Below are 21,158 nucleotides of genomic sequence, written 5' to 3' on the forward strand. Positions count from 1 at the left end.
AGGCAGGTACCCGCGATGCCATTCGATGAGCGCGTGCTGAACGGCATGGGCGTGCTGACCGCGATCGTCGATTGCGGCAGTTTCGCGGCCGCGGGCGAAGCGCTCGACATGTCGCAATCGGGCGTAAGCCGCTCGGTCGCCCGGCTCGAAGCACGCCTCGGCATTCGCCTGTTCGACCGCACCACGCGCTCGGTCACGCTGACCGACGAAGGCCGGCGTTTCTACGAGCAGATCGTGCCGCTGCTCGGCGGACTCGAGGAAGCGGCGGCCTCCGCCGCGCAGGGGGCGACCGCGGTGCGCGGGCGTCTGCGCGTCAACATGGACCCGTTCTTTTCACGGCTCGTGCTCGGCCCGCGCCTCGGCAGCTTCATCGACAAACATCCGGACCTGCAGCTCGAACTGATCACGCGCGACCAGCTGGGCGACATGGTCGCGGACGGCTTCGATGTCGCGATCCGCTTCGGCGACCCGCCGGTGTCGACGCTCGTCGCCCGCAAGCTGCTCGATACGCGCATTCTGACCGTGGCGGCGCCGTCGTATCTGAAGAAGCATGGCAAGCCGGAGAATCCTGCCGAACTCGAAGACGGCCGGCATGTCTGCATCAAGTTTCGCGATCCGCTGACCGGTTATCCGTTCACCTGGGAATTCCATCGGGGCCGCAAGAAGCTCGCGCTGACGCCGCAAGGGCGGCTCACCGTCAACGACGTCGGTACGCTGCATAGCGTTTGCATCGCGGGCCAGGGGATCGCGCAGATTCTCGCGCTCGGCGCGGAGTCGCTGCTCGCGAGCGGCAAGCTGATCGAGCTATTTCCGGATTGGGGCGACGAGGTGTACCCGCTGTATGCGCTATATCCGTCGCGGCACCATCCGCCGGCCAAGGTGCGCGCGTTTCTCGACTTCATCCTGTCGCTGACGGGCCGCCAGCCGAGCCACCCGGCCGCCTGAGCACACACCTTCTGTTTGCCGCCCGCCGGGGTCCGCGTCTTGCTACTGGAGCCTTATCTTCCCTCCAGGAGAGCAGCGATGAGCAAGACGACGGAAAAATCCCAAGGCGAAACGAAAAGCGCGGGTGAAACCGAAACAAAAAGCGAGGCCGGCACCCAGACCGAGGATTTAGCGCATCCGCACCACGCCGTGCATAGCGACAACGCGAAGAGCAAGATGCCCGAGCGCCCCGACGAGGGCCACAAGCAGTCCCCGGCGGACCGTCCGGGCAAAAAGCGCGGCGAAGGCGAACCGTCTGTCGGTTGAAAAGACTCCATAACAGAGCGGCCCTGGCTGCTTCATGCATTCAGGCCGCATCACTTTCCCTTCCATCGCCTTTCTGTAAGGAAACATTTCTTCCTCATTTTTACCGAATATTTTTTCTGCGCCTTGGACTATTTTGCTGCTAGCAGCGAAGTGTGCGCCCCGCGAACCGCCGCACCGCTTTCCGCCGGTTTATGCCGCTTCCGACCGTTAAAAGGCGTCATCCATGTCCAACGCGTCACGTTCTCCCCTCGCCCGTGCGGCCATCGCGCATGTATCCATCTGCGTGCCTACCTGCAATCGCCCCGAGTTGCTCGTCGAATGCGTCGACTCGTGCCTCGCGCAAAGCTATCCCCATGTGGAGATCGTGATCGGCGACGATTCGACGGACGCCCGCTCACGGCAACTGATCTTGCAGCGTTACCGCGACGAGCCGCGCGTGCGCTACGAGAAGCACGACCCGCCGCTTGGGCAGGCGCGCAATGTGTCGAGCCTGTTCGAGCGGGCGCGCGGCGACAAGATCCTGTTGATCCACGACGACGATCTGCTGACGAGCGACGCCGTCGACAAACTCGTGTCGCTATGGCAGCGCCATCCGGCTCTCGATGCGGCATTCGGCGCCCAGTACGAAGCCGACCACGACGGCGCGATCGATCTCGCCGCGAGCGAGCGCCTGAACGCGGCGTTCCGGCGCACCGAGGCCAACGGGGGCCTGCAGCCGCTCGCGGGCCGCACCGGCCTGATCCAGATGTTTCCGAACAATGGCTGGATGGCCGACGCGCGGCTCGTCAAGCGGATCGGCTACGACGAGCGGTACGGCGTCTGCTGCGACTACGTGTTCGGCACCGAGCTCTGCCTTGCCGCGCGGGAGGTGTTTTATCTGCACGACTACGTGTCGGTGTATCGGAAGACCGCGACGTCGATCTCGCACAGCACGCGCGGCACGAGCACTGCCGCGCCGTTGAGCGCGTATGAGTTCGTGAAGTCGCTGCGTCTGCCGGCGCGGCTCGAAGCGTCGCGGCGGCAGGCGCTGCGGCGGCTCGCACCGATCGTCGTGTCGATTCACGCGAGAAACGGCGACGCGCGCGCGGGCTGGCGGATCGCGCGTGCGCACCTGTTCGCCTACAACTACGGCTTTAGCGCGCGGCTTTACTACCATCTGCTGATGCTGGCGCGCGCGGCCTGGCGCGCACGTCTGCCGACGGCGAGCGCCGCGGCCAATGCTGCCGCCCGCGGGGCGGCACCGTCGATCGCGACGGTCGCGGCGAGTGAGGCCGCGAGGGTCGAAGAGTTCGTCGACAAGCTGGTCGACGAATTCGTCGGCGACCGTTCGAAGCCGGTATGAGTTGCGACAAGCGCGTGCGCAAGCCGATTTTCTGCTAAGCATTCCCTGCTTAGCAAACGCGTATTCGTTACTTGGTCCCGCGCGCGCCGCTGATTACGATGGGCACGACCCGTCATCGCAGAGGTGCTTCGCCATGTCAGACAGTGCGTGTTTCAGGCCGCGCGTGATCGAGCCGGTCGTCGAGGATCAACCCGAAGGACTCGGTCTCGCGGTCGAGTTATGGTTCGCGCAGCCGATCGACGGCATCGCGGGCCGCGCGGTGCAGATTCATCTGCGCAGCGGCGCGAGGATGGAACAGGCCGAGAGCTTGCGCGACCTGCTGCATGCTTGGGGGACACGGATCGTCGTCAGTTGAGCGAAGCGCCCTGCGGCCAGTTCGCGTCGTGACGCGCAATCGCCGATGCAATCAAAAACGGCGGCCCGGTTGCCCCGGACCGCCGCTGGAACGCTTCATTGCGGCACGACGTCACGCCGTGCCCGGCTAGCGGTTCACGGCTCGTGCCGCAAATATCCTTCCGTCGACGGATCACGCATGCGCAGTGACACGATGCCCGCGAGCGCGCACAGCGCCGTCACGTACCAGAAGAACATCGTCTCGACGCCGGCCGACTTCAGCCACAGCGCGACATATTCCGCCGAGCCGCCGAAGATCGCATTGGCGACCGCATACGACAGCCCTACGCCGAGCGCACGCACTTGCGGCGGAAACATTTCCGCCTTGATCAGGCCGCTGATCGACGTATAGAAGCTGACGATCGCGAGCGCGACGACGACGAACGCGAACGCCGCGACCGGACTCGTCACGTCCTTCAGCGCATGCAGCAACGGCACCGTGCCGAGCGTCGCGAACAAACCGAAGCACAGCATCGAATTGCGTCGGCCGATCCTGTCGGACAGCGCGCCGAACGCCGGCTGCATCAGCATGTAGACGAACAGCGCGGCGGTCATCACCGAGCTCGCGGTTTTCGCGTGCATGCCGGCCGTGTTGACCAGGTATTTCTGCATATACGTCGTGAACGTATAAAAGATCAGCGAGCCGCCGGCCGTGAAGCCGAGCACCGTCATGAACGCGGCCTTGTGCTCCCACAATCCACGCAGCGTGCCCGCTTCCTTGCGCTGACGCGTCGCGGCGGTGGTGGTTTCGTCGAGCGATTTACGCAGATAGAGCGAGATCAGCGCAGAGATCGCACCGATTGCAAACGGTACGCGCCAGCCCCACGCCTTCAGTTCGTCGGTCGTCAGCAACTGCTGCAGGACCACGAGCACGAGCAGCGCGAACAGTTGTCCGCCGATCAGCGTCACATACTGGAACGACGCGAAGAAGCCGCGCCGGCCCTTCAATGCGACTTCGCTCATATAGGTCGCGCTGGTGCCGTATTCGCCGCCCACCGACAGGCCCTGGAACAGCCGCGCGATCAGCAGCAGCGCCGGCGCGAGCGCGCCGATCTGTGCGTACGTGGGCAGCATCGCGATGACGAGCGAGCCGCCGCACATCATGAAGACCGACACCATCATCGCGGTGCGGCGGCCGCGCTTGTCGGCGAGCCGGCCGAAGAACCAGCCGCCGATCGGGCGCATCAGGAAGCCCGCCGCGAACACACCGGCCGTATTGAGCAACTGCGTAGTGCTGTTGCCGCTAGGAAAGAACGACGGCGCGAAATACAGCGCCGTGAACGAATACACGTAAAAGTCGAACCATTCGACGAGATTGCCCGATGAAGCGCCGACGATCGCGAAGATGCGGCGCCGGGTGTCGTCTGCCTGGGTGACGACGGGTTGGTCGGTTAGATCGTTCATGCTGATGTCGGTCCTTTTGCTTAAAACGAGGATGACGCTCGTGACGCCGCCTTGATGCGCGTCGCGACAACCGCAGACGCGCGCGCGGCGAATTTTACATAAGTGAAAAGTTCAGATGGGGTTTTGTCTGCGGAACTGCAGGAAACCCCTGGGTACGGGCCCGCGGCGAATGAAACGTGCAGCAAAAAAGAAGCCCCCGCCAGCCGCGAGGCTGCGGGGGCTTCGGGTGATCGACGCGGACCGTCCCAGCAACGTTATGTACCGTTGCCGCAGTTGGACGGAGACGTCAGATTCTCACGGACGGCGGCACATACCGGCACTCGTAGCGCTTTCTGACGGTACCGTTTTCGTCGACGCTCTCGAGATATACGTCGAACTGCCACAAGCGCGCCATGTGCTTGAGCACCTCGTCGCTATCCGACGACAGGTGCCGGTTGTCGCTCATGAAATGCCGCAACGTCAGGCTACGATCGCCACGCGTATTGACGGCCCATACCTGGATGTTCGGCTCGCGGTGATGCATGTCGTACTGCCGCGACAGCGCCTGGCGCACGTACTGGTAGCCGCTGTCGTCGTGAATCGCCGATACTTCCAGCGCGTCGCGCATGTCGTCGTCGAGCACCGAAAACAGGCGCATTTCGCGGATCAGATGCGGCGACAGGTACTGCGCGACGAAGCTTTCGTCCTTGAAGTTGCGCATCGCGTAGTGCATCGCGGGCAGCCACGGACTGCCGGCCAGATCCGGAAACCACTTGCGGTCTTCATCGGTCGGCGCTTCGCAGATGCGGCGGATGTCGCTCATCATCGAAAAGCCGAGCGCATACGGATTGATGCCGCTGTAATACGGCTTCGTGACCGGCGGCTGATAGACGACGTTGCTGTGCGAATGGAGGAACTCCATCATAAAGCCGTCTTCCAGCTTGCCCTGGTTGTACATCGTATTGAGCAGCGTGTAGTGCCAGAACGTCGCCCAGCCTTCGTTCATCACCTGGGTCTGCCGCTGCGGATAAAAATACTGACCGATCTTGCGCACGATGCGGATCACCTCGCGCTCCCAAGGTTCGAGCAGCGGCGCGTTTTTCTCCGCGAAATACAGCAGATTTTCCTGCGGCTCGGGCGGATAGCGCTCCTCGACCTCTTCAGGTAGCGGCGTATGGCGCGTGGGCAGCGTGCGCCACAACTCGTTGACCTGCGACTGCAGATACGCCTCGCGCTCACGACGCGCGGCGAACTCTTTCTGGAGCGACAGCTTCTGCGGCCGCTTGTAGCGGTCCACGCCGTAATTCATCAGCGCGTGGCACGAATCGAGCAATTCCTCGACGCGATCGAGCCCATAGCGCTCCTCGCATTCCGCGATGTAGTTCTTCGCGTAGACGAGGTAGTCGATGATCGCGTGCGCGTCCGTCCACAAGCGGAACAGATAGTTGCCCTTGAAGAACGAGTTGTGACCGTAGGCCGCATGCGCAATGACAAGCGCCTGCATCGTCATCGTGTTCTCTTCCATCAGATACGCGATGCAGGGATTCGAATTGATGACGATTTCGTACGCGAGCCCCATCTGGCCGCGACGATAGCTTTTTTCGGTGGAGAGAAAATGTTTGCCGAACGACCAGTGACGGTAGTTCACCGGCATGCCGACGGACGCGTAGGCATCCATCATCTGTTCAGCACTAATGAGTTCGAGCTGGATCGGATACACGTCGAGCTCGTATTGCTCTGCAACACGGGCAATATGCGAGTCGTACTCTTCGATCAATTCGAAGGTCCAGTCGGACGGGCACGGCAGAGGCCGTCTATCGGCTACGTTCATACGGACTTCCCTTTGCCCCTCGTTGGGCGTTCCGGTGTGTCCCGTGCTGCAGCATTGCGGACTGCTCCGGCGCGAGCGGCTGCCGTGCTAGCCGCTCCTGCCTCGGCATGCCCCGACAGTTGCTGCGGCACGCCTTTGTTGCGCTACGGCGCAGTCATACGACGGCTTGCCTCAAGTCGTACGATTCATCGCCGCACGCGTCGTGATCCAGGTGCTGAATGCGCAATCCGCGTTCCATCACGAAGTCGCCGCCTGCTTCTCGAACAGCTCGCGAAACACCGGATAAATATCGGCCGCGGTTTCGACCTTCTTCATCGCCATATGCGGTTGCGAGAGCGCCAGTTGCGCGTATTCGAGCCACAGATTCTGCTCTTCGGGCGTCACCTGAATATACGCAAAATACCGCACCTTCTCCAGGATGTCATCCGAGAGTATCTTGCGGCACTTCGGCGAATCGTCGGTCCAATTGTCGCCGTCCGAAGCCTGCGCCCCGTAAATGTTCCATTCAGTTGGCGAGTAGCGTTCCTCCATCACCTTGCGCATCAGTTCGAGCGCGCTCGACACCACGGTGCCGCCGCTTTCGGTCGAGTGAAAGAAGGTGTCTTCGTCGACTTCCTCGGCGCGCGTGTGATGGCGAATGAACACCACTTCGATGCGCTCGTAGTTACGCTTCAGGAACAGGTACAGCAGGATGAAGAAGCGCTTCGCGAGATCCTTGCGCTGCTCGTCCATCGAACCTGACACGTCCATCAGGCAGAACATCACCGCCTGGCTCGACGGCGTGGGCTGCTTCACGCGATTCACGTAGCGCAGATCGAACGGATCGATGAACGGAATCCGCCAGATGCGTCCTTTCAGATGGTGGATGTCGTCTTCGAGCAGCTTGATCTCTTCACGGCGATCGGCGGGATCGGCCTTCAGCTCTTCGAGCTGCCGCTCCATTTCGTGCAACTGGTTGACGAGCGGCGCGCCGAGCGCGATGCGCCGGCCGAGCGCGCTGCGCAGCGAGCGCACCACGTCGATGTTGTTCGGCGTGCCCTCCGCGGCCCAGCCCGCGCGGATGCTTTTCCACGTCGGCACGGCCATCAGATGGGTTTTGACGAGACGCGGCAGTTCGAGGTCGTCGAAGAAATACTGCATGAACTCTTCGCGGCTAAGCTCGAACACGAAGTCGTCCTGACCCTCGCCCTCGTTGCTGGCCTGACTGCCTCCGCCGCCGCCCCCGCCGCCTTGCGGGCGCTGGATCTTGTCGCCGCGGATGTAGTCCGAGTTGCCGGGATGCACCATCTCGCGCCGGCCGCCCGGTCCATGACGGAACGACGGCTCCGCGATGTCCTTGCGCGGAATCGTGATGCTCTGGGTGTTCTGGATATCTTTGATGCTGCGATCGCGCACCGCGTCCGAAACGGCGCGACGGATATAGTTTTTGACGCGGCGCAAAAAACGCTCGCGATTCGCAATACTCTTGTTCTTCCCTGCCAACCTGCGGTCGATGATTTGATGAAGCACGCCCGGTCTCCCGTCCGTGCAACCGCGTTTCCGCTGCGGCCGCACTAATATTTCCGGTGCGCGAGACGCCCGCCGCGCAGTGCATGCTATGCGGCTTGCGCCTCGCCGGTTGCCCGTACGGTCGAACCGTACGGGCGGCACATCATGAGTATCATGCGCGCATCACGATGACTTGCGCACGCGCAGATACCAGTCGCACAGCAAGCGCACCTGTTTCGGCGTATAGCCCTTCGCCACCATGCGATTGACGAAGTCTTCGTGCTTGCGCTGCTCTTCGGCCGAGCCCTTCGCGTTGAACGAGATCACCGGCAACAGCTCTTCCGTATTCGAGAACATCTTCTTTTCGATCACGACGCGCAGCTTCTCGTAGCTGATCCACGCGGGGTTCTTGCCCGCGTTCGCAGCCCGCGCGCGCAGCACGAAATTCACGATCTCGTTGCGGAAGTCCTTCGGGTTGCTGATGCCCGCCGGCTTCTCGATCTTCTCCAGTTCGGCGTTCAACGCCGCACGGTCGAAGCTCTCGCCGGTGTCGTGGTCGCGGAACTCCTGATCCTGGATCCAGAAGTCCGCATACGTGACGTAGCGGTCGAAGATGTTTTGACCATACTCCGAGTACGACTCCAGATACGCGGTCTGAATCTCCTTGCCGATGAACTCCGCATAGCGCGACGCCAGCACGTCCTTGATGAAGGACAGATACTTCTGCTCGGTTTCCGGCGGGAACTGCTCGCGTTCGATCTGCTGTTCGAGCACGTACATCAGATGCACCGGATTGGCCGCGACCTCGGTCGAGTCGAAGTTGAACACGCGCGACAGAATCTTGAACGCGAAGCGGGTCGACACACCGGTCATGCCTTCGTCGACGCCCGCGAAGTCGCGGTACTCCTGATACGACTTCGCCTTCGGGTCCGTGTCCTTCAGATTCTCGCCGTCGTAGACCTGCATCTTCGAGAACAGGCTCGAGTTCTCCGGCTCCTGCAAACGCGTGAGCACGGACATTTGCGCCATCATCTTCAGCGTGCCCGGCGCGCAGACCGCGGTGGACAGCGACGAGTTGCGCAGCAGCTTCTCGTAGATCTTGACCTCTTCGCCATAGCGCAGGCAGTACGGCACCTTGACGACGAAGATCCGGTCGAGCAGCGCTTCGTTGTTACGGTTGTTGCGGAACGCCTTCCACTCCGATTCGTTCGAGTGAGCGAGGATGATGCCGTCGAACGGGATCGCGCCGAAGCCTTCCGTACCCTTGAAGTTGCCTTCCTGGGTCGCGGTGAGCAGCGGGTGCAACACCTTGATCGGCGCCTTGAACATTTCGACGAACTCGAGCAGGCCCTGATTGGCGAGGCACAGTCCGCCCGAGTAGCTGTACGCGTCGGCGTCGTCCTGCGCGTACTGTTCGAGCTTGCGGATGTCGACCTTGCCGACCAGCGACGAAATGTCCTGATTGTTCTCGTCGCCCGGTTCGGTCTTGGAGATAGCGATCTGACGAAGGATCGACGGATAGCGGCGCACCACGCGGAACTTGCGGATGTCGCCGTTGTACTCGTGCAGGCGCTTGACCGCCCACGGACTCAGGATGCCTCGCAGGTAGCGGCGAGGAATGCCGTATTGCTCTTCGAGGATCGGACCGTCTTCCTCGTAGTCGAACAGACCGAGCGGCGATTCATTGACGGGCGAGCCCTTGATCGCATAGAACGGCACGCGCTCCATCAGTTGCTTCAGCCGTTCCGCGATCGACGACTTGCCGCCGCCGACCGGTCCTAACAGATACAGTATCTGCTTCTTTTCTTCGAGCCCCTGAGCCGAATGCCGGAAGTAGGCGACCACCTGCTCGATCACCTCTTCCATTCCGTAGAACTCACGGAATGCGGGGTATACCTTGATGACCTTGTTCGCGAAGATACGCGATAAACGCGGATCGTTGCGAGTGTCGATCTGTTCAGGTTCTCCGATTGCCGTCAACATGCGTTCGCCTGCAGTGGCGTACGCGGCGGGATTGTCTTTGCAGAGCGCGAGATACTCCTCGAGCGAGAGTTCATCCTCCCGTGTTTTCTCGAATCGGGTCGCGAAACTGCTGTAGATATCCATGCTACCTCCTCGCCGAAGTCTGGGGCGATGTCGTGCGCGGCGCGCTATTCGGAAACGACATCGCTCGAATTCATCCTAAACCCTTTTAAATTTTTTTTCACGGACTACGTTGCGAAAATCGCTCCGTAACCGCGAAGCTACAATCCTCACTTGGAAACAAAGAATCGACCACCTACAATTTTTCATTCACGCTGCAACGAATCAGATCATCCGCTGCTCCGCTGTACCGTTACTTTCTTCACCACCGCATCGCTATTCAGTGCTCCTGCACGACTTCACTTTGCCGCTGCATCGCGTCATGACATCGCGTTGCTATTGCACATACCGTACCTGCACCGTCGACCCTTCATAAAACTGCGGCTGTCTGCGCACGCACACTTCGTCACAAAAAGCAGGCACGTGGTCAGGTTTTCGACGCGTGGCGCCAAACGCGTCAGGCGATTCGTCCGCGCGTGATGGGTTTGGTTCCGCACCGTTCACTTCATGGGCCACCCGCCGTTGCACTCCTCGATCCGTATGACTGGAAGACGGCAGTCGCTCGCGCCACCCTCATAGGTGTATACGGAAGCAAGCGGCAAAGTTGCAACAAATGGATTCGAACAGGTTAACGATTCAAAGACTGCCACCGTTTCAATATCGCCAAAATAAAAACGGCTGCACGCGGGCAGCCGTTGGAATGATGAAGCGTTGTAATTTGCGGTTACAACCGCCGCAGCATCGATCAGGTCAGTTCAATTTCCACTTCACCCAATCCGTCGATATGACCACGCACGATGCCGGGCTCGTCGATCTTGTGCGCGCCGACGTATGAGCCGGTGGTCAAGGTCCAGTCGCGCTCGATCGTGATCCCCATCGCCGCGCAATGGTTGACGAACCAGACGAGCAGCTCGCGTGGATCGCCGGCCGGATTACCCGTCACTTCCGGTATCAGCGAGCGGCCGTTGAAGCTCAGTTCCAGTTCCGGCGATACGAAGTCGAAGCCGCGCGCGAGGCTCGCATAGACGGCCGGATGGCCCGTGATCAGCGCGCCGTTGTTCTGCGCGTCGGCTAGCTGCGCGAGCGGCGCGACGTTCGGCCACTCGGCGAAGCGGCTGTCGACGATCTCGATGGCCGGCAGCACGGCTCCGACCTTCGACAGCACCTCGTCGCGCGCATAGGCCTGCCCGCGCGGCTCGATCGTCACGTCGAAGCGGAACGCGATCTCGAGCTCGACCAGCACGCGAAAGAATCCGTCATGCGCGAGCCGCGCCGGCGACGGCACCACCAGCGAGGCCGGAATCGGCGCGCCCGATGCGGCGCCGCCCGGCGACTTTGCGCCGATCTTCCACGCGCCGGTCGATTCGCCGAGACCCGCTAGCACCGCCTGCTGGATCGCGTAGGCGGTCGCCGCGTCGGGCGGCAGGCTGTCGGGTGCGGGCGCGTCGATCGGCAGGTGCTGCCGGCGTGCCTCGACGAGGTGTTGCGCAAGATCGTATCGCGTCATGTCGGTTCTTTGTGGCTGGCGCATGGCAGGGTTCGCAGGACGTAGCAATAAGTGGGAACCACCTGTTGAAGGTGCGGGCAGCCGCGCGCCGCGCACGCGGATCGGGGCCGTGCCCGTCAATGTACCGGATCACGACACGCGCCGGTGAAAGGCGGCGGCGCGCAAACGTTATTTCTTGCACGAGCCGAAAAAAAACCGCGCCCGGGGGCCCAGGCGCGGCTTTTCGCGAAGCTATCGCCGCTGATGCGGCGCGTGCCGGACAGCCGGCGAGCGAACGGGAACGGATGTTGCAACGAACCGCGCGTGTCGAATCACCTAACGCGCGACAGCGCCACCGTCCATGTACACGTGAACCCGAGCCCGTTCAGAAGGTCTCCCAATCCTGATCGCCGCCGGCCGTTGCCGCGGACCTGGCCGGCGCGCGGCTGGGCGCGGGGGCGGCGGCAAGCTGCGGCGCGACAGCGGCCACCCTCGCCGCCTTCGTCGTAGCCGGCGTGAGCTTGCGTGCGCGAGTAGCGACCGGACCCGTAGACACCGGGCGCTTCGGCGCCGCAAGCGCCGACGCCCCGTCGTGATCGCCACGGCCGCTGTCGTCGACCTGGAACACCGCGACCACGCTGCGCAACCGGGCCGCCTGCTCCTCGAGCGACGCCGCCGCGGCGGCCGCTTCCTCGACGAGCGCCGCGTTCTGCTGCGTGACCTCGTCCATCTGCGTGACCGCGCGCGCGACCTGGTCGATGCCGCCGCTCTGCTCCTCCGACGCCGACGCGATCTCGCCCATGATGTCGGTCACGCGCTGCACCGCGCCGATGATTTCGCTCATCGTGCGGCCGGCCTCGTCGACGAGCGCCGAGCCCGACTGCACGCGCTCGACCGACGTATCGATCAGCTCCTTGATTTCCTTGGCCGCCGCCGACGAACGCTGCGCGAGGCTGCGCACCTCGCCCGCGACGACCGCGAAGCCGCGCCCTTCCTCGCCGGCGCGCGCCGCCTCGACGGCTGCGTTCAGCGCGAGAATGTTGGTCTGAAAGGCGATGCCCTCGATGATCGAGATGATGTCGGCGATCTTCGCCGAGCTCTGGTTGATGTCGCCCATCGTGCCGACCACCTGGCCGACCACCGCGCTGCCCTTATTGGCGATCTCCGACGCGTTGGCGGCAAGCGCGCTCGCCTGGCGCGCGTTATCGGCGTTCTGGCGCACTGTGCCGGTCAGCTGCTCCATGCTCGACGCGGTCTCCTGCAGCGCGGACGCCTGCTCCTCGGTCCGCGACGACAGGTCGACGTTGCCCGCCGCGATCTGCCGCGTCGCGGTCGCGATCGACTCGCTGCCACCGCGCACGCTGCGCACCGTTTCGGTGAGGCTGCGCTGCATTTTGGCGATTCCTTCGAGCAGTTGCCCCATTTCGTCGCGCGAACTCACGACCAGCGGACGACGCAGATCGCCGGCCGAGATCGCCTCGAAGTGGCCGAGCGCTTCGTCGAGAGGACGTGCGATCGCGCGGCTCAGCGTCAGATACGACAGCGCCGCCGCCAGCACGCCCACCACCAGCGCGCCGATGCTGACCATGCGGAAAATATGGAAACTGCTCTGCGCGGAGTCGAAACCCTGCTTCGCCGAATCGAACTGGTATTTGCGCAGTGCGTCGTCGGCGCCGACGAGGTCGTTGAAGACGGCCTGCAGACTCTTCGCATGCTCGACCAGCTTGCTCTGATCGTTCGCCTCGATTGCCGTCGCGAAGCTTTCGAGCTGCTGATGCAGCGCGTTGCGCTTCGCGGCGACGTCCTGCGCGAGCCGGTCTTCGTCCGCGCCGCGCGGCAGATCGAGATACTTTTTCCACCACATGTCGGACGTGCTGCCGAGCATGCGCGCGCGCTCGATCGTGGATGCCGCTTCCGGTGTGCCGACGAGGAACGCGGCGCGGTCGAGCGCGAGCCGTTCGCGCGCCGCGTAGATTTCCGCGTTGCCGATGTTCACGGCGCCCGGCATCGCGTTGGTGAAGGTGTCCTCATAGGCGTCGTTCGAACGGCCCATGCCGAACAGACCGAAAACGCCGATCGCAACCAGCAACGCGGCGAGAAATGCCATCGTGAGTCCAATTCGCGCCTTGATCGTGATGCCTTTATTCAACATGCTTGGTCCTGTAATGAGAGGCTGCTGCTTACGCAGGTTTGGGGCGGCGTGAGTTTGGGTCCGGCGCTTTTTTTGAATGAGCGCTCTAATTCCCGTTTACGGCAGCGCGGTCATAGACTTGAAGCATTTAAAAGGTATGAACAAAGACGATGTAAGACGTTGAAAGCGAGTTGACTGGAGACGTACATATTCGCGTCGCGTTGGGGAAACGCGACGGCATTCGTCGAAGCACGACTTTTGACGTTCGAGCGGCGGGGAGTTGGGTGGAGCTACCGCGACGGCATCAGTCCAACGCGTCGACTTCGGCGCGCGTCGGAATCGACGGCTGTGCGCCCGCGCGCGTCACCGACAGCGCCGCGGCGCGTTGCGCGAAGCGGATCGCCGCTTCGACGCTCGCACCCTGCGCGAGCTGCGCCGCGAAGCCGCCGATGAAGGTGTCGCCGGCCGCGGTCGTGTCGACCGCCTCGACGCGCGGCGCGTCGTACAGCGTCGCGGCCGCGCCTTCGAGCGCCGCATGCACGCCGCGCGCACCCAGCGTGACCAGCACGTTGCGCGCACCGGCCGCGCGCAATGCGGCGGCGGCACGCGCGGCGTCCTCGGGCGAGTCGACGGCGACACCGCTCAGCGCGGCGGCTTCGAGTTCGTTCGGAATCAGGTAGTCGATCAGCGGCAGCCAATCGGCCGGCAACGCGCCGGTAGCGGGCGCCGGGTTCAGGATCACGATCTTGCCGAGCCGGCGCGCCGCGGCCAGCGCCGCATACACCGATTCGGGCGGGGTTTCGAGCTGGCAGATCACGACCTCGGCGGCGGCGAGCGTCCCTTCGTGTCGCGCGACGGCGGCCGGCGTGAGCTCGCCGTTGCTGCCCGCGACGATCACGATCGTGTTCTGACTCGCATCGTCGACGACGATCAGCGCCACGCCGCTCGGCTCGCTGCCGGTTTCGAGCGCGGCGCAGTCGATGCGCTCCGCTTCGAGACCCGCGCGCAGCTGCGCGCCGTTCGCATCGGCACCGACGCAGCCCAGCATCGACACCTGCGCGCCGAGCCGCGCCGCGGCGACCGCCTGGTTGCCGCCCTTGCCGCCCGCGACCTGCGCGAAGCCGCGGCCGGCCAGCGTCTCGCCCGGCTGCGGCAGGCGCGGCGAGCGCACCACCAGGTCCATGTTCAGACTACCGACCACCGTGACGCGTGCGCGCGTTTGCTTGCTTGCCACTCGAGTGTCCTCCGTTGCACGACGGGCCGCGTTGCGATTGCGAGCGCGTCAGGCCGCCAGATCCCGCCTTGCGTCGCCCGCCCATGTCGCGGTGGACTCGCGCACGATCAGCCGCGGCGATACCACGCGCCGGCGCGCCGGGGCCCGCGCCGTGCTGTTCGATGCCGCCTCGGCGATCCGGTCGACCAGCGTCTGCGCAGCGGTGTCGCCAAGCGCGCGCACCGACTGCCCGACCGTCGACAGCGACGGGAACGTGAAGCGCCCCAGCTCGATATCGTCGAAACCGATGATCGAGCAATCGCGCGGCACGCTGATATTGCGCTCCGCCGCCGCGCGCAACGCGCCGATGCCCATCATGTCGTTGACCGCGAAAATCGCCGACGGCCTGACCGTATCGAACAGCTGCGCGGCCGCGCGGTGTCCGCCGGTCGCCGAGATATCGCTTTCGACGATCGCGTCGGCCGGAATCTCGATGCCGCGCTCGGCCATCGCGCGAATGAAGCCGTGCACGCGCATCGCGCTGACCGCGGTCTGAATCGGCCCCGTGATGCAGCCGATCCGCACATGCCCGAGCTCGAGCAGATGACGGGTGGCCAGGTACGCGCCCTTCTCGTGATCGATCTGCACGAGGTCCGCGTTGATCCCCTCGATGTTGCGGTCCACCACGACGAGCGGCTCGCGCGCGTCGGCGAGCGTCTGAGCGAGCACGGCGTCGTCGCCGGCCGACGCGACGATCAGCCCGTCGATGCGCTTTTCCTGCAACACGCGCAGATAGTTGCGCTGCTTCGCGGGGTCATCGTCGGAGTTGCAGAAGAACACGCAGTAGCCGTTGCGCGCGCAGCCGTCCTCGATGCCGCGCGCGAGCTCCGCGAAATACGGGTTGGTGCTGTTCGGCACCACCAGTCCGATCGTCGCGGTCGCCCGCGCCTTCAGCGAGCGCGCGACCGCCGACGGCACATAGTGCAGTTGACGGATCGCGTGTTCGACTTTCGCGCGCACATCGGCCGACACCGGCCGCGAGTTGTTCACGACGTGCGATACCGTCGTGAACGACACGCCCGCCACGGCCGCTACATCCTTGATCGTCGCCATAACCTGTTGCTCTCCTACTGCCTGTTGTTCCCGTCGGATGCGCCGCCTGGCGACCCGCGGACGTCTTCATCGAAGACCCACCACACTGATTCAACGTTGCGCCGCGGCGCACTCCTCAGCCGCGTTTGCGGCGGCTGCGGTAGGTATCGAGCACCACCGCCACCACGATCACCGCGCCGGTGATCATGCGTTTGGTCGGCTCGTTCGCGCCGATCTGCGCGAGGCCCGCCGCCAGCACCGAAATGATCAGAACGCCAAAAAACGTGCTGATCACCGAACCACGCCCGCCCATCAGACTCGTGCCGCCGATCACGACCGCCGCGATCACCTGCAGCTCCAGGCCGACGCCCGCATTCGGATCGGCCGCCTCGAGCCGCGAGATCTGGAACAGCGCCGCGAGTCCGGACAGCGCGCCCATCACCGCGAACACGATCACCTTGTACGGCCGCGGATTGACGCCCGCGAGCCGCACCGCTTCCTCGTTGGTGCCGATCCCGACCAGATAGCGCCCGAACACCGTGCGCGTCAGCACCAGCTGCGCGATCACCATCACCGCGACCGCGACCAGAAACGCGGGCGAGATACCGAGCGCGATCGGGTTCGACAGAAAGTCGAACGCGTCGCCGATATACGCGGTGCGCGAATTGGTCATCTGATACGCCAGGCCGCGCGCCGCTTCGAGCACACCGAGCGACACGATGAACGACGGAATCCGCCAGCCCACGGTCACCGCGCCGGTCACGGTACCGGTCAGCGCCGCGACCGCGACGCCGAGCAGCGCACCTGCGGCCGGCCCCCAGCCCCACTTCAGCGTCACCACGCTGACCACCGACGCCCCGAGCGCGAGCACCGAACCCACCGACAGATCGATCCCCGCGATGATCAGCACGAAGGTCATGCCGACCGACATCACGACCAGATCCGGAATCTGGTTCGCGATCGTGCTGAACGTGTCGTAGGTCAGAAAATGCGAACTCAGCAGCGAGAACAGCACGATCATCGCGAGCAGCGCGCCGGCGAGGCCCAGGTAGTTCGAAAAGCCGAGCCGCGTGCCGGCCGGCTTGCCGCTCGCGAGCGGCGCAGACGGATCGGCCGGCGGCGTCACAACGGCCGCGTCCGGCGCGCCAGCTGGCTTTTCGTCCTGCTTGCCGCCCTGCTTGACACCCGCCGCGTCGCGCCACGATTGATCGGTCATCACAGACTCCCTGCTTCGTTGACGCCATGCGTATGCAGCAGCGCCTCGCGGCCGCGGTAGCCGGCGAACGCGGCCGCGAGCAGCGCATCCTGGCTCCAGCTCGCGCGCTCGAACACGCCCGTCATGCTGCCCGCCGACATCACGCCGATCCGGTCGCAGATCAGCATCAGCTCACGCAGATCACTCGACACCACGACGAGCGCGCGGCCGTCGCGAGCGAGCGCACCCATCAGGCCGTAAATATCGAACTTCGCGCCGACGTCGATGCCGCGCGTCGGTTCGTCGAACAACAGCACACGGCAGTCGCGCGCGAGCCAGCGGCCGATCACGACCTTCTGCTGGTTGCCGCCCGACAGCTCGGCGACGATCTGCGCGGGCCCCGAGCTGCGAATCCGCATCGCGGCGATCTGCTTCTTCGCCAGCGCGTTCTCGCGCTTCGCGTCGACCACGCCATGCCGCGCGACGCTGCCGAGATTGCCGAGCGATACATTGGCCGCGATCGGTTGCGGCAGCAGCAGGCCTTCGCCTTTGCGGTCCTCGGTGATCAGCGCGATGCCCGCGCGCACCGCGTCCGCCGGCGAGTCGATCTGCACCGGCGTGGGCGGCGCGCCCGGCGTCGCGGCGAGCGACACGCTGCCGCCGTCCTTGCGGTCGGCGCCGTAGATGAGCCGCATCAGCTCGGTGCGGCCCGCGCCGATCAGCCCGCTGACACCGAAAATCTCGCCCGCGCGCACCTCGAACGACACGTCGCGCACGACCTTGCCGCGCGTGAGCCGATCCACTTTCAGCAGCGGCGCGCCGATGTTGCGCTCGCCGAGATCGATATGCTCGCCGAGTTCGCGACCGACCATCCACGTGACGATCTGCTCGCTCGTGATGTCCGCCATCGCGTCGACATGCACGAGGCGGCCGTCGCGCAGCACCGCGACCCGTTCGGCGACTCGCGCCAGCTCTTCGAGCCGGTGCGAGATATAAACGAGCGCGACGCCTCGCGCCTTCAACCGCCCGATCTGCTCGAACAGCAGATCGACCTCGCGCGCGGTCAGCATCGCGGTCGGCTCGTCGAGGATCAGCACGCGGCAGTCGCCGATCAGGTTGCGGGCGATCTCGACCATCTGCTGATGACCTATACCGAGTTCGCCGACCAGTGTGTCGGGATCGATCGCATCGAGCCCGACCTGGGCCATCGCCTCACGCGCGTTCTCGCGCAGCTTGCCGCGATCGATCCAGCCGAAGCTGAACGCGCCCGCGCGCGGCAGCCGGTTCAGGAACAGGTTCTCGGCGACCGACAAGGTCGGCAGCAGATTCAACTCCTGCATCACCATGCGCACGCCGAGCGCCTCGGCCTCGGTGCGGCTCGCGGGCGCGTACGGCGCGCCGGCGAGCTGCATCGTCCCCGCGCTCGGCTCGACCAGCCCGCCGACGATCTTCGACAGCGTGCTCTTGCCCGCGCCGTTCTCGCCGGTCAACGCCAATACCTCGCCTGCTCGCAGCGACAGCGATACGTCGGCGAGCACCGGTTCGGCATAGGTCTTGCCGATGCCGCTGACGCTCAGCACGACAGGCAAGGCGTCGTGGTCGGTTGAATCCATCGCGCTCCTGATTGCATGGCGCTTCTGGCGCCTTCGTGACACCCGGGCGGTCCGCTGCGCTTGCCGCACAGCACATCGCTCCCCGATGCCACGAGTCATGCCGGCCCACTGCGCGGAATGCGCAGGCGCTCACGGCCGCGCTTCTCTCATCGCGCGAGCCGCCGTCATGACGCTTATCTCTGGAATTAACGGCGGCCCGACGGAATTCTTGAGCGTTCGTTGAATAAAAGCGGATCGGCGGGTCGCCGCATTGCCGCTCAAGCGTGCTGTGCGCGCTTCACGGCGAAATTTGCGGTTCCCCGCGGGCTTGTCCGGCCGCGCCCGGCTCGCGCTCGACGCCGGGCGCGCCGCGCTTACTTCAGCGTTTCCTTCGTGACCAGAACGACCGGCGTTTCGACGACGCCCGACAGCTCCGACTGCTTCCTGTTTTCGCTCAACGCCTTCAACGCGGTATCGATGCCGAACACGGCCTGCTTCGCCGCGAACTGGTCGGCGGTGGCGAGCACGCGGCCGTCCTTCAGCATCGGATGGATCGCGTTGATGTTGTCGTAGCCGACCACCAGCACCTTGCCCTGCTTGCCGGCCGCGCGCACGGCCGACACCGCGCCGATCGCCATGTTGTCGTTGCCGGCGAGCAGCGCCTTCAGGTTCGGATACTCATTGAGCATCGCCGACGCGACCGCGTTGCCCTTGTCGATTTCCCACTCGCCCGACTGCACCGACACGATCTTCGCGCCGACCGTCTGCATCGCATCCTTGAAGCCCGCGGTGCGCTGCTGTGCGTTGGTGGTGGTCGACACGCCTTCGAGAATGCCGACTTCGTCGCCGGACTTCAGCCGCTTCGCCAGGTAGTCGCCGACGAGCCGCGCGCCCTTGCGGTTGTCGGGGCCGACGAACGGCACGTTCAGGTCTTTCGACTTCAGCACGTCCTGATCGAGCCGGTTGTCGATGTTGACGACGATGATGCCCGCGTCGACCGCCTTCTTGACGACCGGCACCAGCGCCTTCGAATCGGCCGGCGCGAGCACGATCGCGTCGACCTTCGACACGATCATCTGCTCGACGATGCGGATCTGATTGGCGGTGTCGGTTTCGTCCTTGATGCCGTTGGTGATCAGGTCGAACTTGGCCGGGTTCTGCTTCTGATAGTCCTTCGCGCCGGTCTCCATGGTCAGGAAGAACTCGTTGGCGAGCGACTTCATCACCAGCGCGACCTTGGGTTTATGAGCCGGGGCGTTCTGCGCGTGGGCGACGGAAAATGGCAGGACGGCGGAGGCGGTGGCGAGAACTGCGGCGGCAACGATGCGACGACGGGTTCGATGGCTCATGCGTATCTCCATGGTTGTCAGGCTCGCGGGCGAGCCGTATTTTTTGTGATGCGCAAACGTTTGCGAGGCTTATTCTCAGCGCAAGCTTTTCGGAATGTCAACGATTCGCGGTGCTGCAACGCACCGGCGCGCGCCATCGGCGGCGCCATGCGCTCGATCGATCCGGGCAGCGTGTGGCAAGGTCTCCTCGCTCAGTCCGTGCAGTCGATAACGCCGATGCGTCGCGTGCGGCGCGACACACCGGCCGCTTATGCTGGCCTGGTATCGCGCGCGCTGCAAGCGAAACCGCGAGGATATTGAAAGGCGCGCCGGCTACAGCCAGCCGGCCTTGCGAAAACGCCGGTACAGCACGAGGTCGATCGCCAGCATCACGACCAGCACTACCGGATAGCCGAACTTGAAATGCAGCTCGGGAATGCGCTCGAAGTTCATCCCGTAGATACCGGCGATCATCGTCGGCACCGCGAACAGCGCCGCGAACGAGCCGAGCCGCTTGGTGATTTCGCTCTCGGCGAGCGAGATCATGCCGAGGTTCACCTGCACCGCCGTGACGACGATTTCGCGGCGCCCCTCGATGGTTCTGACGATCCGGTCGAGGTGGTCGTAGACGTCGCGGAAATAGGCCTGCATGCCGGCGCAGATGCTCGGAATGCGGCCACCCGTCAGTTTACCGACCGCTTCCTGCAGCGGCACGATATGGTGCTGCAGAGTCACGAGCCGGCGCTTCATCGTGTACAGCTCCTGCACGATCGCGCGCGAGGCGGCCGAATCGTTCTTCTCGAAGATGCGGTCCTCGAGCGCTTCGAGCTCGGTGCTCATCGCCTCGACGATCGGGAAATAGCGGTCGACCACGTCGTCGATCAGCGCATACAGCACGAACGCCGAGCCTTCCTTCAACAGATGCGGCTCGTGCTCGCAGCGCTTGCGCACGCTCTGAAAGCCGGTGCGCGCGCCGCGCCGCACCGACAGCACATAGTTGCTGCCGACGAACACGTCGACTTCGCCGATCACGAACTCTCCGTTCTCGTCCATCTCGACCGTGTGCATCACGGTGAACAGCGAATCGCCGTACTCCTCGATCTTCGGGCGCTGATGGCCGTGTTGCGCATCTTCGATCGCGAGCTCGTGCAGATCGAACTCTTCCTTCATCACCGCGAGTTCATCGGGGCTCGGGTCTTTCAATGCGACCCAGACGAAGCACTCGGGCCGCGCGACATAGTCGCTGATGGCGTCGATATCGATGTCGGCGAGCTTCCGGCCGTCCTGATAGGCGGCGCAATTGATCAGCATGTTCGGATTACCCTGGCTACAAAACCGGACCCGGCCGCCC

General features: G+C 64.2%; 16 protein-coding genes. 4 read left to right on the top strand and 12 right to left on the bottom strand.

Annotated features, from left to right (window positions below):
- The first annotated feature begins 15 nt into the window (after window positions 1–15).
- From BC1002_RS08255 to BC1002_RS08270, 4 genes are all read left to right on the top strand, one after another.
- Window positions 16–945, top strand: a complete 930-nt coding sequence (locus BC1002_RS08255; protein WP_013089600.1) for a LysR family transcriptional regulator — start codon at window positions 16–18, stop codon at window positions 943–945.
- A gap of 78 nt (window positions 946–1,023) precedes the next feature.
- Window positions 1,024–1,251 (top strand): hypothetical protein, encoded by a 228-nt coding sequence (locus BC1002_RS08260; protein ID WP_013089601.1) that lies wholly within the window; start codon window positions 1,024–1,026, stop codon window positions 1,249–1,251.
- 223 nt (window positions 1,252–1,474) lie between these two features.
- Window positions 1,475–2,593, top strand: a complete 1,119-nt coding sequence (locus BC1002_RS08265) for a glycosyltransferase family 2 protein (RefSeq protein ID WP_013089602.1) — start codon at window positions 1,475–1,477, stop codon at window positions 2,591–2,593.
- A 133-nt stretch (window positions 2,594–2,726) separates the two neighbouring features.
- Window positions 2,727–2,948, top strand: a complete 222-nt coding sequence (locus BC1002_RS08270) for a hypothetical protein (protein WP_013089603.1) — start codon at window positions 2,727–2,729, stop codon at window positions 2,946–2,948.
- Window positions 2,949–3,082: 134 nt separating this feature from the next.
- Here the strand turns inward: BC1002_RS08270 and BC1002_RS08275 are convergent, their stop codons facing one another.
- The 12 genes from BC1002_RS08275 to corA form a co-directional block, all read right to left on the bottom strand.
- Entirely contained in the window at window positions 3,083–4,390 is a 1,308-nt protein-coding gene (locus tag BC1002_RS08275; RefSeq protein ID WP_013089604.1) for an MFS family transporter, read from the bottom strand.
- Between the two features lie 286 nt (window positions 4,391–4,676).
- A complete protein-coding gene (locus BC1002_RS08280) occupies window positions 4,677–6,200 on the bottom strand; it encodes a SpoVR family protein (RefSeq protein WP_013089605.1) in 1,524 nt (507 codons plus the stop codon).
- A gap of 237 nt (window positions 6,201–6,437) precedes the next feature.
- A complete protein-coding gene (locus BC1002_RS08285; protein WP_013089606.1) occupies window positions 6,438–7,709 on the bottom strand; it encodes a YeaH/YhbH family protein in 1,272 nt (423 codons plus the stop codon).
- A 162-nt stretch (window positions 7,710–7,871) separates the two neighbouring features.
- Complete coding sequence (locus tag BC1002_RS08290) at window positions 7,872–9,794, bottom strand: PrkA family serine protein kinase (protein ID WP_013089607.1); 1,923 nt, start codon at window positions 9,792–9,794, stop codon at window positions 7,872–7,874.
- A gap of 721 nt (window positions 9,795–10,515) precedes the next feature.
- On the bottom strand, window positions 10,516–11,277 hold the full coding sequence (locus BC1002_RS08295; protein WP_041734634.1) for a 2-keto-4-pentenoate hydratase: 762 nt from the start codon (window positions 11,275–11,277) through the stop codon (window positions 10,516–10,518).
- 364 nt (window positions 11,278–11,641) lie between these two features.
- Window positions 11,642–13,408, bottom strand: a complete 1,767-nt coding sequence (locus BC1002_RS08300; protein WP_013089609.1) for a methyl-accepting chemotaxis protein — start codon at window positions 13,406–13,408, stop codon at window positions 11,642–11,644.
- Window positions 13,409–13,691: 283 nt separating this feature from the next.
- Window positions 13,692–14,621, bottom strand: coding sequence for a ribokinase (rbsK, locus tag BC1002_RS08305; protein WP_013089610.1), 930 nt, complete (start codon window positions 14,619–14,621; stop codon window positions 13,692–13,694).
- 48 nt (window positions 14,622–14,669) lie between these two features.
- Window positions 14,670–15,713, bottom strand: a complete 1,044-nt coding sequence (locus tag BC1002_RS08310; RefSeq protein WP_013089611.1) for a LacI family DNA-binding transcriptional regulator — start codon at window positions 15,711–15,713, stop codon at window positions 14,670–14,672.
- 115 nt (window positions 15,714–15,828) lie between these two features.
- Window positions 15,829–16,908, bottom strand: coding sequence for an ABC transporter permease (locus BC1002_RS08315; protein WP_013089612.1), 1,080 nt, complete (start codon window positions 16,906–16,908; stop codon window positions 15,829–15,831).
- Window positions 16,908–18,500, bottom strand: a complete 1,593-nt coding sequence (locus BC1002_RS08320; RefSeq protein WP_013089613.1) for a sugar ABC transporter ATP-binding protein — start codon at window positions 18,498–18,500, stop codon at window positions 16,908–16,910. Before BC1002_RS08320 ends, BC1002_RS08315 begins: the two co-directional genes overlap by 1 nt.
- 353 nt (window positions 18,501–18,853) lie before the next feature.
- Window positions 18,854–19,828, bottom strand: a complete 975-nt coding sequence (locus tag BC1002_RS08325; protein WP_013089614.1) for a sugar ABC transporter substrate-binding protein — start codon at window positions 19,826–19,828, stop codon at window positions 18,854–18,856.
- Window positions 19,829–20,140: 312 nt separating this feature from the next.
- Window positions 20,141–21,118 carry a magnesium/cobalt transporter CorA gene (gene corA, locus BC1002_RS08335; protein WP_013089615.1) on the bottom strand — a complete coding sequence of 326 codons (978 nt, stop codon included), beginning with the start codon at window positions 21,116–21,118 and terminating at the stop codon, window positions 20,141–20,143.
- Between the last annotated feature and the right edge of the window lie 40 nt (window positions 21,119–21,158).

Source organism: Paraburkholderia atlantica (assembly GCF_000092885.1).
Lineage (GTDB): Bacteria > Pseudomonadota > Gammaproteobacteria > Burkholderiales > Burkholderiaceae > Paraburkholderia > Paraburkholderia atlantica.